11 protein-coding genes are annotated in these 13,630 nt (G+C 65.2%); 6 read left to right on the top strand and 5 right to left on the bottom strand.

The genetic code is table 11. The annotated features are described in order from the left end of the window. The first annotated feature begins 179 nt into the window (after positions 1 to 179). Positions 180 to 1,229 carry a PDDEXK nuclease domain-containing protein gene (locus ABRP17_RS08385; protein WP_349986523.1) on the top strand — a complete coding sequence of 350 codons (1,050 nt, stop codon included), beginning with the start codon at positions 180 to 182 and terminating at the stop codon, positions 1,227 to 1,229. 67 nt (positions 1,230 to 1,296) lie between these two features. Continuing rightward, on the top strand, positions 1,297 to 2,388 hold the full coding sequence (locus ABRP17_RS08380; protein ID WP_349986525.1) for a glycerophosphodiester phosphodiesterase: 1,092 nt from the start codon (positions 1,297 to 1,299) through the stop codon (positions 2,386 to 2,388). A gap of 96 nt (positions 2,389 to 2,484) precedes the next feature. Here the strand turns inward: ABRP17_RS08380 and ABRP17_RS08375 are convergent, their stop codons facing one another. Together ABRP17_RS08375 and ABRP17_RS08370 are read right to left on the bottom strand one after the other, a co-directional pair. Further along, entirely contained in the window at positions 2,485 to 3,264 is a 780-nt protein-coding gene (locus ABRP17_RS08375; protein WP_192081938.1) for a rhomboid family intramembrane serine protease, read from the bottom strand. Positions 3,265 to 3,400: 136 nt separating this feature from the next. Beyond that, positions 3,401 to 4,357 carry a TerC family protein gene (locus ABRP17_RS08370; RefSeq protein WP_188325535.1) on the bottom strand — a complete coding sequence of 319 codons (957 nt, stop codon included), beginning with the start codon at positions 4,355 to 4,357 and terminating at the stop codon, positions 3,401 to 3,403. 369 nt (positions 4,358 to 4,726) lie between these two features. Between ABRP17_RS08370 and ABRP17_RS08365 the strand changes: the two genes are divergently transcribed. Then, complete coding sequence (locus ABRP17_RS08365) at positions 4,727 to 5,893, top strand: class I SAM-dependent rRNA methyltransferase (protein ID WP_349986281.1); 1,167 nt, start codon at positions 4,727 to 4,729, stop codon at positions 5,891 to 5,893. Positions 5,894 to 6,039: 146 nt separating this feature from the next. Further along, positions 6,040 to 7,269 (top strand): dipeptidase, encoded by a 1,230-nt coding sequence (locus tag ABRP17_RS08360; protein ID WP_349986283.1) that lies wholly within the window; start codon positions 6,040 to 6,042, stop codon positions 7,267 to 7,269. A gap of 87 nt (positions 7,270 to 7,356) precedes the next feature. Here ABRP17_RS08360 and ABRP17_RS08355 read toward each other — a convergent pair whose 3' ends face one another. The 3 genes from ABRP17_RS08355 to ABRP17_RS08345 form a co-directional block, all read right to left on the bottom strand. Then, a complete protein-coding gene (locus ABRP17_RS08355) occupies positions 7,357 to 8,784 on the bottom strand; it encodes an amino acid permease (RefSeq protein WP_188325532.1) in 1,428 nt (475 codons plus the stop codon). A 140-nt stretch (positions 8,785 to 8,924) separates the two neighbouring features. After that, complete coding sequence (gene leuE / locus ABRP17_RS08350; RefSeq protein ID WP_188325531.1) at positions 8,925 to 9,557, bottom strand: leucine efflux protein LeuE; 633 nt, start codon at positions 9,555 to 9,557, stop codon at positions 8,925 to 8,927. A gap of 190 nt (positions 9,558 to 9,747) precedes the next feature. Next, positions 9,748 to 10,668 (bottom strand): LysR family transcriptional regulator, encoded by a 921-nt coding sequence (locus tag ABRP17_RS08345; protein ID WP_349986308.1) that lies wholly within the window; start codon positions 10,666 to 10,668, stop codon positions 9,748 to 9,750. A 94-nt stretch (positions 10,669 to 10,762) separates the two neighbouring features. Between ABRP17_RS08345 and ABRP17_RS08340 the strand changes: the two genes are divergently transcribed. Together ABRP17_RS08340 and rmuC are read left to right on the top strand one after the other, a co-directional pair. Further along, the gene (locus ABRP17_RS08340; RefSeq protein ID WP_188325530.1) at positions 10,763 to 11,770 is read left to right on the top strand and encodes a zinc-binding alcohol dehydrogenase family protein; all 1,008 of its coding nucleotides are present in this window, start codon (positions 10,763 to 10,765) and stop codon (positions 11,768 to 11,770) included. A 251-nt stretch (positions 11,771 to 12,021) separates the two neighbouring features. Then, complete coding sequence (rmuC, locus tag ABRP17_RS08335; protein ID WP_349986285.1) at positions 12,022 to 13,584, top strand: DNA recombination protein RmuC; 1,563 nt, start codon at positions 12,022 to 12,024, stop codon at positions 13,582 to 13,584. Positions 13,585 to 13,630: the final 46 nt, after the last annotated feature.

Here is a 13,630-nt window from a genome sequence, read left to right as displayed (position 1 = left end):
GCCGCTTGGTAGAGCCGACTTCAGTCGGCTGCCTTCCAAAGGCACCACGACACCCGACGATAAGCGGACGACAGGAATTCGTCCGCAATCTTCAGTAAGAACGATGATCAGTTGAAGATAGACGCATGGTCTGACCCTTCCTCGCATCACACGCTGGTGTGACCGCCGGAAGCCTGCCCATGACCCCATATCCCGTTTCCCTCATTGTCCCGCCAGAAGGCTATGCCGATTGGCTGGAGGAGCTGAAACAGCGCATCAACTCTGCCCAGCAACGCGCCGCGCTGGCCGTCAACCGTGAGCTCGTCCTGCTCTACTGGGAGATGGGACGGGACATCCTCGTCCGCCAGTCCGGGCAGGGATGGGGGAGCAAGGTCATTGATCGTCTGGCCCATGATCTCAGACTGGCCTTCCCCCACGCCAAAGGCTTCTCGCCGCGAAACCTCAAGTACATGCGTGCCTTTGCCGACGCCTGGCCGGACCCTGCATTTGTGCAAGAGGTGCTTGCACAATTACCGTGGTATCACCAACTGACTCTGCTGGAAAAGCTGTCGACTGCCCCACAACGTGTCTGGTACGCGAACCAGGCCATACAGCACAACTGGTCGCGGAGCGTGCTGGTGCTGAACATAGAAGGAAAACTGCTCGAACGCACCGGCTCTGCCGTCACCAACTTCGCGTTGCGTCTTCCCAAGCCGCATTCGGATCTCGCCCGTGAAACATTGAAGGATCCCTACCGATTCGATTTCCTTGCGGTAGGGCGTGAGGCAAGTGAGCGCGAACTGGAAGACGGCTTGGTCCGACATGCCACGGACTTCCTGTTGGAGCTGGGTGCCGGCTTTGCCTTCGTAGGCAGGCAGGTGCTCCTCGAAGTCGCAGGCGAAGCGTTCTTCATCGACCTTCTTTTCTATCACCTGCACCTTCGCTGCTATGTTGTCGTAGAGCTGAAGGCAGGCAAGTTCAAACCCGAGCATCTTGGGCAGCTGGGCTTCTATCTCACCGCCGTGAATCAGCAACGCAAGCGAGCCGACGACAATCCAACGCTTGGACTCCTGCTCTGCAAGGAACGCAACAAAGTGGTGGCCGAGTACGCCCTGAGTGAGAACGTGCAACCCATGGGCATCGCGGAATACCACGTGTTGGGCCCGTTGCCCGAAGCGCTGCAGACACGCCTCCCCAGCATCGAACAGATAGAGAAGGAGCTTGCAGACGGTCCGACCAAAGCCGGGTGACACGCTACCTCCCCCTGTCATATTGCCGACGCATACTCGCCGCATTCATCATCCAAGGGGAACGTCTGTGAAGTCGTGGGGTTGTGCGTTGCTGCTCTCGCTGGCCGTGGCACCATCGGTGGCCATGAGCGCCGAAACTTCTTCAGCTGCACCGGGCAAGGCATCGGTCTATGCCCACCGTGGGGCCAGTGCCTTGCTGCCCGAGCACACGTTGGCCGCGTATGCGCAGGCCATCAGCGATGGCGCCGACTACATAGAGCCCGACCTGGTCATGACCAAGGACGGTGTGCTGGTGGCGCGCCACGAGAACGAGATCGGCGGTACGACCGACGTCGCGTCGCGCAAAGAGTTCGCTGACCGCCGCACCCGCAAGACGATCGATGGCCAGCAGGTGGATGGCTGGTTCAGCGAGGACTTCACCTTGGCCGAGCTGAAGACGCTTTACGTGCGCGAGCGCCTGCCGGCGCTGCGCAGTACCGCGTTCGATGGTCAGTTCCGCATCGCCACCTTCGACGAGATCCTGGCCTTTCTGGTGCAGCAGGCCGGGCGCGCGAACAAGGGCATCGGCCTGGTGCCGGAGATCAAGCACCCCAGCTACTTCCAGTCCATCGGCCTGCCTATGGAGGACAAGGTGCTGGCTGCGCTGCAGGCCAACCCCTACACCAAGGTAGGGCCGGTCACGCTGCAGTCGTTCGAGACCGCCAACCTGCGCTATCTGCGCGGGAAAATCGGACGTGGCAGCAACATCCGTCTGCTGCAGTTGACCTGGAAAGGCGATGCGCAGCCCGCGGACATCGCCAAGGCCGGTGGCGCGCTGACCTATGCGCAGATGCTGACCCCGGCCGGCCTGAAAGAGATCGCCACCTACGCCGACGGCATTGGTCCGGAACTGCGCTCGATCATTCCGTTGGACGCAAAGGGCGCGCTGGGTGCGCCGACCACAGTGGTGCGCGACGCGCACGCGGCGGGGCTGATGGTGATCCCCTATACCTTCCGGCCGGAGAACACGTTCATTGCCGCGAACCTGCGCACCGGTGAGCCGAACGCTCGCAACAACGAGGGCTCCGTCGCGGAGATGCGGGCCTATCTGGCCACCGGCATCGATGCATTCTTCACCGATGATCCGGCACTGGGCCGTAAGGCCGTCGACGGCCCCTGACGTCGCACGGTAGCGCCGGGCCACGCTCGGCGGAATCCATCGGAACGCGTGCAAAGCTCCCGCCGAGCACGCCTCGGCGTTACCCCAGGAGCAGGGTCAGTCCTGGCGCGCGTCGTCCTGGCCCGGGCGGCGGAACGGCAGCACCACGTAGTCTTTCCCCTCGCGCGGCTGCCACAGCACCGGCACCTGGCGCGGTGAGGGGGGCTCCAGTTCGTCGTCGGGCAGGGCTTCGATGGACTCTTCTTCGTCTTCCCAGCTGTAGCGTGGCCGTACGGCCATCGGGTCGCTGTGGCGGAACAGCAACGCGGCGATGATGCCGGCGAACGCTCCGCCCATGTGCGACTGCCACGACACCCCCGGCGTATGCGGCAGCACCGTCATCAACATGCCGCCGTAGAACAGCATGCCGATCAGGCCGGTGGCGATGGCGGCACGGTCGCGACGCAGCAGGCCCAGGCTGGCCAGCAGGAACATCAAGCCATGGGTAACGCCACTTGCGCCCAAGTGCAGGCTGCCGGGGTCGCCCAGCAACCAGGCACCGATGCCCGAGCCGATCCACAGCAGCGGCAGCGCGCGCAGTGTCGCCTTCGGGTACACGCTGCCGGCCAGCGTGCCCAGGATCAGCAGCGCCACGCTGTTGGCGGCCACGTGTTCCACAGAGCCGTGCAGCAGCGGCGCACCCAGCAGACCCAGCAGGCCGGCGATGTCGAGTGGCGCGACGGCCCAGGGCCGCCAATCGAAGTAGCTCTGCAGGGCGAAGATCGCCACCAGCAGCACGACCGTTCCCAGGCTCAGGTTGAAGGCGCGCAGGATGCGCAGGCGGTCAGGAGGCGGGGCCGGGGTCTTGCCGGCTGGCACGGGTGCGTTGGCGTTCATATCCAAGCAATGGCGGTGGCCGGGGCGAAACCAACCCCGGCAGGGTGGGAAAGTAAAACGGGCCGGCGGGACAATCCCCGCCGACCCGTCAGAACAGCGCGCGCTGCCGGCCCCGCAGGACCGGCGACGCGGGGGATCACACCTTGTCGTGCTTGGGCGGGATCTTCAGGCTCAGCACCACCGTGATGGCGATGATCAGCGCAACCACGCCCAGCGAGATCGGGGTCGGGATCTTGAACAGGTCGATGATCATCATCTTGATGCCGATGAAGCCCAGCACCAGCGCCAAGCCATACGGCAACAGGTGGAAGCGATCGGCCATGCCGGCCAGCAGGAAGAACATCGCGCGCAGGCCCAGCACCGCGAACACGTTCGAGGTGAGCACGATGAACGGGTCGGTGGTGATGGCGAAGATCGCCGGGATGCTGTCCACCGCGAAGATGACGTCGGTGACCGCGATCAGGATCAGCACCGCGAACAACGGGGTGTACCACCGCTTGCCGTCACGCATGACGCTCATGGCGTTGCCGGCATAGTCCGGCAGCAGGCGCAGGTGCTTGCGCATCCAGCGCAGGGCAGGGTTGCTTTCCAGGTCGGGCTCCTGGCCCGCAGAGAACCACATCTTCCAACCCGTGAACAGCAGGAAGGCGCCGAACACGTAGAGCAGCCAATGGAACTGGGTGATCAGCACGCTACCGGCGAAGATCATGATCGTTCGCAGCACGATCGCGCCCAGGATGCCGATGATCAGCACCTTCTGCCGCTGCTCTTCGGGCACCGCGAAGTAGCCCATGATCATCAGGAAGACGAAGATGTTGTCGACTGCCAGCGCTTTTTCGACCAGGTAACCGGTCAGGAATTCGAGGCCGACCTTGTTGGCCACCACTTGGCCCGCGGTCTCATTGAGGTAGTACCAAAGGCCGCCGTTGAAGGCCAGGGCGAGCAGCACCCAGCCGATCGACCACCACAGGGCTTCCTTGAAGGTGACTTTGTGCGGGCCGCCGTGGCGCATCAATACGAGGTCGACGAGCAGCGCGATGATCACCACCGCGCCGAAGCCAAGCCATAACCACAAATTGCCGATCGTCTGCATGGGTTTGTCCGTTAAGAAAAGGAAACATCTCAAGCCGGACGGCGAGGGTCTGCAACGGAGGATCGGGAGGGGATCCAGGGACAGAGCTTCGCCAGTACGGCGAAGGTCTCGCTCGCAGCCCCGGTGTACTGGGACTGCCGTTGCACCGGAGCCTGCGGGCTCGAATTGACGGCGACAACGTTGGGAGCTACTCCCCTTCTGCGGCCGATTCTGCGGGCATAACGGCGCTGCGTCAATCAACCGCAGGTGAAGGCTGATTGGTCCGCGTTCGGTAGTGACGGCCGCTGGCCGTCAAGCGGTAGACATTGACGGCCAGCGGCCGTCACTACCGAACGCGGCCGCCCCTGCCGCAGCGATTACAATGGACCGATGAATACCTCTGCCCCCTTTGTCCGTCTCAAGAATGCCTGGCGCTCCAGCCACCCGTGGATCTTCCAGAAACTGGTCGAAAAGCCGGCCGTCCGGCCCAAGCCCGGGACCATCGTCGATGTCTTCGGCGTGGAGGGTGACTTCATCGGGCGCGGCTTCTACAACGGCCATTCGCGCATCGCGGTGCGCATCCTGGAAACCGACGAACGCGTGCCGGTCGACGCGGGCTGGTTCTCGCGCAAGATCGCCCAGGCGGTGGAACTGCGCCGCGATGTGCTGAAGCTGGATGCGGTCAGCGATGCCTGGCGCGTGGTGCACAGCGAAGGCGACGGCCTGTCCGGCCTGGTGGTGGACCGCTATGGCGATCTGGTGGTGGTGGAGTTCTTCGCCGCCGGCATGTTCCGCCATCGCGAGTGGATCTACGAAGCCCTGAGCGAACAGTTCCCGGGCTGCCGCTTCCACAGCTTCGCCGACGAGCACGTGCAGAAGCAGGAAAGCTTCGACTTCCACGGCAACACCACCACTGAAGCTTCGGTGATCACCGAGTACGGCGTGAAGTTCCGCGCCGATCCGGCCGGCGCGCACAAGACCGGCTTCTTTGCCGACCAGCGCGACAACCGCGAGTGGCTGAGCCAGCAGGTCGAAGGCAAGAGCGTGCTCGATCTGTGCTGCAACACCGGTGGGTTTGCGGTGTACGCCGCCGCGCGCGGTGCCAGTGAAGTGGTGGGCATCGACATCGACGAGGACGTGATCCAGATCGCCAAGGGCAACGCCAAGCTCAACAATGTGCGGCCGAAGTTCGTGCAGTCCGACATCTTCCCGTGGCTGCGTGATGCCGCCAACCGCGGCGAGCAGTACGACGTGGTGATCCTGGACCCGGCGAAGATGACCCGCGACCGCGACCAGGTGATCAGCGCACTCAAGAAGTATCTGGACATGAACAAGCTGGCGCTGGGGGTGGTGAAGCCCGGTGGCCTGTTCGCCACGTTCTCGTGCACCGGGCTGGTGGCTGAAGATCAGTTCCTGGACATGCTGCGCCGCGCGGCGTTCTACTCCGGCCGCACGATCCAGATCCTGAAGGTGTCCGGCGCCGGCCCTGACCACCCGTTCATGGCGCACGTGCAGGAATCACGCTACCTGAAGGCCGTGTTCTGCCGGGTGCTGTAACCGCTGATCCAAGCAGTTGGTAGCGCCGAGCCATGCTCGGCGGACGGTATCCGGGGGCACGGGAGGTGCAGCCGACTGAAGTCGGCTCTACCGATGTCGTCACGCGCAGGCTACTGTCGGGTTTTCCCGTTCCCGGTGAGACCCGCATGATCCTGCGTCGCCTGTCCCTGTTGCTCGCCCTGGCGCTCAGCGTGCCGCTGTCCGCCCAGGCCATCGACTTCAGCACGGCGGAGCTGCAGCGCGCGAAAGCCCTGCAGCAGCGCCTGCTCACGCTCGACAGCCATCTGGATACGCCGGCCAACTTCGCCCGCGATGGCTTCGACATCGATAACCGCCACGATCACAATGCTCTGTCGCAGGTGGATTACCCGCGCATGGTCGATGGTGCGCTGGATGGTGGGTTCTGGGCGATCTACACCGGTCAGGGCGACCGCACCGCCGCGGCCCATCTGCGCGACCGCGATGCGGGCCTGCAGCGCCTGCTGGAGATCCGCACCATGGTGGCGGCCAACGCTGACCGTTTCGAACTGGCCCTCACCCCGGCCGACGCACGGCGGATCAAGGCCGATGGCAAGCGCGTAGTGTTCATCAGCATGGAAAACGCCAGCCCGCTGGTGGCCGATCCCTCACTGCTGCGCTTCTACCACCAGGCCGGACTGCGCATGCTCAGCACCGTGCACTTCGCCAACAACGAATTCGCCGACTCGGCCACCAATCCGCAGGGCCCGGAGTGGAACGGACTGAGCGCGGCGGGCAAGGCGTTGGTGCTGGATGCAGTGAAGCAGGGCATCGTGATCGATCAGTCGCACGCCTCCGACGCGGTATTCGACCAGCTGATCGCGATGATGCCGGTGCCGTTCGTGCTGTCCCACAGTGCGTCGAAAGCGATCCATGACCACCCGCGCAACCTCGACGACACGCGCCTGCGGCAGCTGGCCAAAGCGGGCGGGGTGATACAGGTCAACGCCTACGGCGGTTATCTGGTGGACCCCGGCAAGAGCCCGCAGCGCAAGGCCGCCGAAGACGCGCTCAGCAAGCGCCTTGGCGGTTGGGAAGCGATGAGCATCGCGCAGGGCGCTGAACTGCAGCGCGGCGAAGACGCCCTGGATGCGAAGTACCCGGTGCGCCACGCCACCCTGGATGACTTCTTCGCCCACATGGGCCACATCCTGGAGGTCGTCGGGCCTGGGCACGTGGGCATCGGCCTGGACTGGGACGGTGGCGGTGGATTGACGGACCTGCGCGATGTCAGCGACCTGCCGAAGATCACCGCCTGGCTGCTGCGCCGTGGCTATGACGAAAAGCAGATTGCCGGCATCTGGGGCGGCAACCTGCTGCGGGTGATGCAGCAGGCGCAGGACCACGCCGAACGCTGACGGACCAGACGGGAGTGACGGCTGCTGGCCGTCACTCCGATTTACGGCCAGCGGCCGTCACTACCTGCGTAGCGTGGCCTTGGCTGTTTACCTGCCCAGCAGCGCGTGCCGACGGCTGTACAGGAAGTACACCGCCAGGCCGATCACGTTCCAGATCAGGAAGTACAGCTGGGTGCTCTGCGGCAGGCTGAAGAACAGATAGACGCAACCCAGTGCGGCGGCCGGACCGACCACGTAAGCCAGCGGCGTGCGGAACTTGCGCTCGCGGTTGGGTTCACGGCGGCGCAGCACCACCAGGCAGATGCCCACCGCGGTGAAGGCGGCCAGCGTGCCGGCGTTGGCCAGCGCGGCGATTTCATCCAGCCGCGCCACACCGGCCAGCGCCGATACCAGCAGGGCACTGAACAGCGTGGTCGCCACCGGCGTACCCGTGCGCTTGCTCACGTTGGACAGGCTGCGCGGCAGCATGCCGTCGCGGCCCATGACGAAGAACACCCGGCTCTGGCCGAACATGAAAGCCAGCAGCACGGTGGGCAGCGCGATGATGGCCACCACGCCGATGAGCAGTGCGGCCGTCGGGTGGCCCAGCTGACGCATGATCAGGGCCAGCGGTTCGGCGCTGCTGCCAAACACCGCGTAGCTCATGGCACCGATGGCAGCCAGCGCCACCAGCATGTAGATGATGGTGCAGCCGATCATCGAGCCGATGATGCCGATGGACAGGTCACGTCCCGGGTTCTTGGTTTCTTCGGCCGCCGTGGCGATCGCATCGAAGCCATAGAAGGCGAAGAAGATGATCGCGGCAGCCGCCATCACGCCACGCTCCAGCCCGTCCGGGCCCAGCGACTTGGCGAAACCGTACGGCATGAACGGCTGCAGGTTGGCCGTATCGAAGGCGGGCAATGCAACCGCAACGAACACTGCCAGCGCGATGATCTTCAAGACCACCAGCACGGCGTTGAGCGTGGCGCTTTCCTTGGTGCCCAGCATCAGGCCACCGGCCACGACCCAGGTGATCAGCACCGCTGGCAGGTTGAACATGCCGCCTTCCACGTGCGGACCGGCCGACAGTGCCAGCGGCAGGCGGATGTCGATGCCCATCTGGGTATGCACCCATTCCAGGAAGCCGACGAAGTAGCCGGACCAGCCGACCGCCACCGTACTCACCACCAGCGAGTACTCCAGGATCAGGCTCCAGCCCACCACCCAGGCGAAGATCTCCCCCAATGCGGCATAGCTGTAGGTGTAGGCGCTGCCCGAGGCCGGCATCATCGTGGCCAGCTCGGCGTACGCCAGCGCAGCACAGGCACAGACGGCCCCGGCGATGGCGAAGGAGATCAACACGGCCGGGCCGGCCAGATTGGCGCCCACGCCGATCAACGTGTAGATGCCGGTGCCCACGATGGCCCCGATACCCAGCGCGATCAGATGGGGCCAACTCAGGGTACGGACCAACTGCCTTCCGGCTTCGTGGACGGTGACGGTATCCAGGGATTTACGCCGGAGCAAAGACATGCAGGCCTCGTGGTGACTGGGAACGACAAGTGCCCGAGTGTGAACGAACGCGGCGCAGCATTACCACTGCCAAGCGCTCACCTGCGGCGCGATAGAGGTTGTCCGCGACGAGGGTTGCCGGAATCGGCACAATCGATCAATCAGCCGTTAAAGCCCAGGCGAATGCCGAAGCCGATCAGGAACACGCCGGCCACGCGACGCAGGACATCGCTGACGCGGGGATGCTGGATCAACCGGCGCCGCGCCAGGTTGCCGGCGCCGATCAGCAGGGAGCAGTAGGCGATGCTGACCACGAAGATGATGCCGGCGAGTGCGGCGAAGGTTGCCAGGCCTTGGTGCTGGCCTGGGTCGATGAACAATGGCAGGAAGGCCATGTAGAACAGGATCGCCTTCGGATTGAGCAGGCTGACCAGGATCGCCTGGCGGAAGTAATGGCCGGGCGCCAGGCGGATCGTGCCGGGCGTGTCGGTGCCGTCACCCTTGGGCGTACGCAACAGGCTGATGCCTACCCACACCAGATACGCCGCGCCGAGATACTGCACGGCATGAAAGACGGTGGGATTGGCTTTCAGCAGGGCGGCCACACCGGCCAGCGCCAGCCACATCAGGATCTGGTCGCCCACCAGCAACCCGGCCAGTGCCGTATAGCCACCGCGCACCCCCCCGCGACCGGTGGCCGTGAGCAGGGTGAAGGTACCCGGGCCTGGCAATGCCAGGAACACCAGCACGGCGACCAGGAAGGTCCACAGGTCCTGGATGCCCATCCACGGCATGGCGGCTCACTCATTCAACGCAGGGGGCTGCCATTGTAGTGGCGCGGCGCTGATCCAGCCCGGTTGCCGCGATGTGGCCGGGGCTTGCGATCCCGTAGCGCCGAGCCACGCTCGGCGAGCGCAGCGGCAGCCCCGAGACGACCAACGGTCATCACCGACAAAGCAAAGAGCTGACGGCCAGCGGCCCGCACTACCGGGCGATGGGCAACCCTTCCAGCAACGGTGCCAGCCGCTCGCCCAGGAACCCATGCAACTGCCGCACCGCCGGCGAGAACTGCTTGCGATGTGGGCATACCAGGTTCAACGGCAGCGGCTCGCCACTGCCGTCCAGCAGCACCTGCAGCCGCCCGGCACGTACGTCGTCGCCCACATCGAGCCATGATTTGTAGGCGATACCCTCACCCGCCACCGCCCACCGTCGCACCACATCGGCGTCATCGCACAGCAGTGCGCCACGCACCACCACCACGCTACGCCGTCCATCGTGTTCAAAGTTCCAGCGATCGTGCGTGCGCCCGCCCAGTTGGTACAGCAGGCAGGCATGGTCCTTCAGTGCATCCATGCTGTGTGGCGCGCCGTGTGCCTGCACATAGCCGGGAGAGGCCACCAGCACGCGACGGTTGTCCGGCAGCAGCGACAGGGCGACGTAGCTGGCGTCGTCGAACCGACCCAGGCGAAAGGCAATGTCGACCGGATCGCGGAATACATCCGTCACCTGGTCGGACAACTGCAGATGCAACTGCAGGCGGGGATGTGCGCGACGGAAGGCGGTCAGCCACGGCAGCAGCACGTTGCGGCCAAGATCCGAGGGCGCGGCCACCTGCAGCGTGCCGGCCAGCTCGGCATCCTCGCCCTGTACCCGGGCTCGACCCTCGCGCAACGCCGCCAGCACGTCGTGTGCGTATGGCAGGTACACCGCGCCCTCGGCGGTCAGCCGAAGGCTGCGGGTGGTACGAACGAACAGGCGCAGGTCCAGCTCGCGCTCCAGCCGGGCAATCGCCGCCGCGACTTGCCCCGGCAGCAGATCCGCCTCGCGCGCTGCCGTGCTGAAGCTGCCGAGCGCCGCAGTGCGGGCGAACAACTGCAGGTCATCGAAGCGGATCATTTTCACCACGAGAGAGAAAGTGATGTTGGATTCTGCGCCTTTCCAGCGGCCCCCGCAGCGTCCATGCTGGCCTGAATCCCCCTTTGCTGCGGAGTTCCCCATGCGCGCTGTTGCCTATACCCGTGCCGGCCTGTCCATCGATGATCCGAAGGCCCTGGTTGATCTGGAGATGGACATCCCCACCCCGGGTCCACGGGACCTGCGGGTCGCGGTGACCGCAGTGGCGGTGAACCCGGTCGATGCCAAGGTGCGCCGCAGCGCCGCCACCGAGACCCCGCGCGTGCTTGGATTCGATGCGGTCGGCGTGGTGGATGCCGTGGGCAGTGAGGTCACCCTGTTCCAGCCCGGCGACGCGGTGTACTACGCCGGTGCCATCGACCGGGCGGGCAGCAATGCCGAATACCAACTGGTAGACGAGCGCATTGTCGGCCGCAAGCCCGCCAGCCTGGACGACGCCAGCGCCGCGGCACTGCCGTTGACCGCGATCACCGCGTGGGAGCTGCTGTTTGATCGCCTGCGCATCGCCGAAGGCGGTGGCGAAGGCCAGACCCTGCTGGTGATCGGCGCAGCCGGTGGCGTCGGCTCGATCCTGGTGCAGCTGGCCCGCCAGCTGACCAAGCTGACCGTGGTAGGCACCGCATCGCGACCGGAAACCCAGGACTGGGTGTACGCGCTGGGCGCCCATCACGTGATCGACCACAGCCTGCCGCTGACCGAGGGCCTGTCGCGGCTGGGCATCCAGCAGGTGGAGCACGTGGCCAGCCTGACCCACACCGACCAGCACTACGCACAGATCATCGAGGTGCTCGCGCCGCAGGGCCAGCTGGGTCTGATCGACGATCCCGGCCAGCTGGACGTCATGGCCCTCAAGCGTAAGTGCGCCTCGCTGCATTGGGAGTTCATGTTCGCCCGCCCGCTGCACCAGACCGCTGACATGCAGCAGCAACACGTCCTGTTGAACCGCGTGGCCGGCCTGATCGATGCCGGCGTCCTGCGCACCACCCTGGGCGAGAATCTCGGCCGCATCAACGCAGCCAACCTGCGCCGCGCCCACGCCCTGATCGAAAGCCAGAAAGCCAAGGGCAAGATCGTCCTGGAAGGCTGGTAAGCCCGCTTCTCTCTTCCTTCTTTTTTCAACGCGGCAGACAGCACACGGAAGCCGTCAGCGGGTGGGGTATGCGGGGCCTTGAGCCGCAGGAGCCGCCAAGAGCTACATGGACGTACTTGCGCGTGCCCCGCCTGGCCCACCCGCCCGACCCACGCGCGGGTGCAGCTCGCACGCTGTCAGCCGCGAGGGGGCCCAGCCCGTTCGACCACCCCGACGCAGCGCATGAGACAGCACCCGCCTAAACTAGGCGGATGGAAACCCAGACCCTTGTACTCCTGGCCGTGCTGCTGCTCGCCATCATCCTCGTGCTGCTGGTGGTGGTGCTGCGCCGCTCCAGTGGCAGCACCGACACCCACGAACTCGACGCGCTGCGCCACACGCTGAGCGAAGAACGCGAGCGCAGCCTCGCCGCCCAGGTCGACGCCGGCCAGCTGCGCGGACGTCTGCAGGCCCTGCAGGACGACATCGAAGGCGAACGCCGCCGCGCGCAGGATGCCCAACAGGCACTCAGCGCCGCGCAGGGCCGCATCGAACGCGATGCCGCCCTGGCCAGCGAGCGTGACACCCGCCTGGTGGAACGAGGCAACGCCCTGCAGCAGATGCAGGAACAACTGGTCGACCTGCAGCAGCAACTGCACGCGCAGCGCGAAACCTACCAGCAGCTGCACGGTGACCACACCCGCCTGCAGGCCAACCTGCAGCACCAGCAGCAGGCCAGCGCCGAGCTGCGCATCTATCTGGATACGGCGAAGGAAAAGCTCAGCGGCGCCTTCGCTGAACTGGCCGGCAAGGTGTTCGAGGAGCGTGGCCAGCAGTTCGAGAAGAACGTCCGCCAAGCGACCGGGCAGTCGCGGCTCGACATCGAAAACATGCTCAAGCCCTTCACCGAGCGGCTGCAGGAGTTCCGCGGCCGCGTCGACGTGCTGTACGCCGAAGAGGCTCGCGAACGTGCCAGCCTGCTCGGTGCCGTGGGTGAACTGAAGACCCTCAACCAGGACATGGCCTCGCAGGCTGCCGCCCTCACCAATGCCCTGAAAGGCAATGCGAAGGTGCGTGGTGACTGGGGCGAGCTGATGCTGGAAACGGTGCTGCGCAGTTCCGGGCTGGAAGAGGGCGTGCACTACAAGCGCCAGCAGCACGTGGTGGACGACGAAGGCGAACGCCTGCGTCCGGACGTGGTGGTGAACTTCCCGGACCAGCGCAGCATCGTGGTCGACAGCAAGGTCAATCTGGTGGCATGGCAGGAAGCCATGAACGCCGATACGCCCGATGCCGGCAACGAAGCGCTGCTGCGCCATGCCACGGCGTTGCGCGCGCATGTGCGCGATCTCGGCGTGCGCAACTACCCCAAGGCCATGGGCGAAGAACAGACGCTGGATGTGACCATCGCGTTCGTGCCGATCGAAGGCGCCCTGTCGGCAGCACTGTCCATCGACCCCTCGCTGCAGACCTACGCCTTCGACAACAAGGTCGTGTTTGCTTCGCCGAACACGTTGATGGCGCTGCTGCGCGTGGCAGAACGTCTGTGGACGCGCGACAAGGTGCAGAAGCAGGCGCTGCAGATCAGCGATGCCGGCGGACTGGTGCTGGATGCACTGGTCGCTTTCCTGGCCGACTTCAACAACGTCGGCAAGAAGCTGGAAGACGCCACGACGGCGTTCTCCAACGCACGCAACCGCCTGCAGGATTCGCGCAATTCGGCGATCAGCCGCGCGCGTCGCCTGGCCGAGCTGGGCAGCAAAGCGAAGAAGGCGCTGCCGCCTGAACTGCAACCCGAAGTGGTTCAGCAGCTGGCGGGACCTGACGAAGAATAGACATACCGCTTGGGTATCCTCGTTGGTCTACCTGCACACCTCATGG

The organism is Stenotrophomonas sp. WHRI 8082, from assembly GCF_040223995.2.
In the GTDB taxonomy this organism is placed as follows: domain Bacteria; phylum Pseudomonadota; class Gammaproteobacteria; order Xanthomonadales; family Xanthomonadaceae; genus Stenotrophomonas.
Note: the sequence above shows the minus strand (reverse complement) of the source record. Positions and strands in the feature narration are given on the sequence as shown.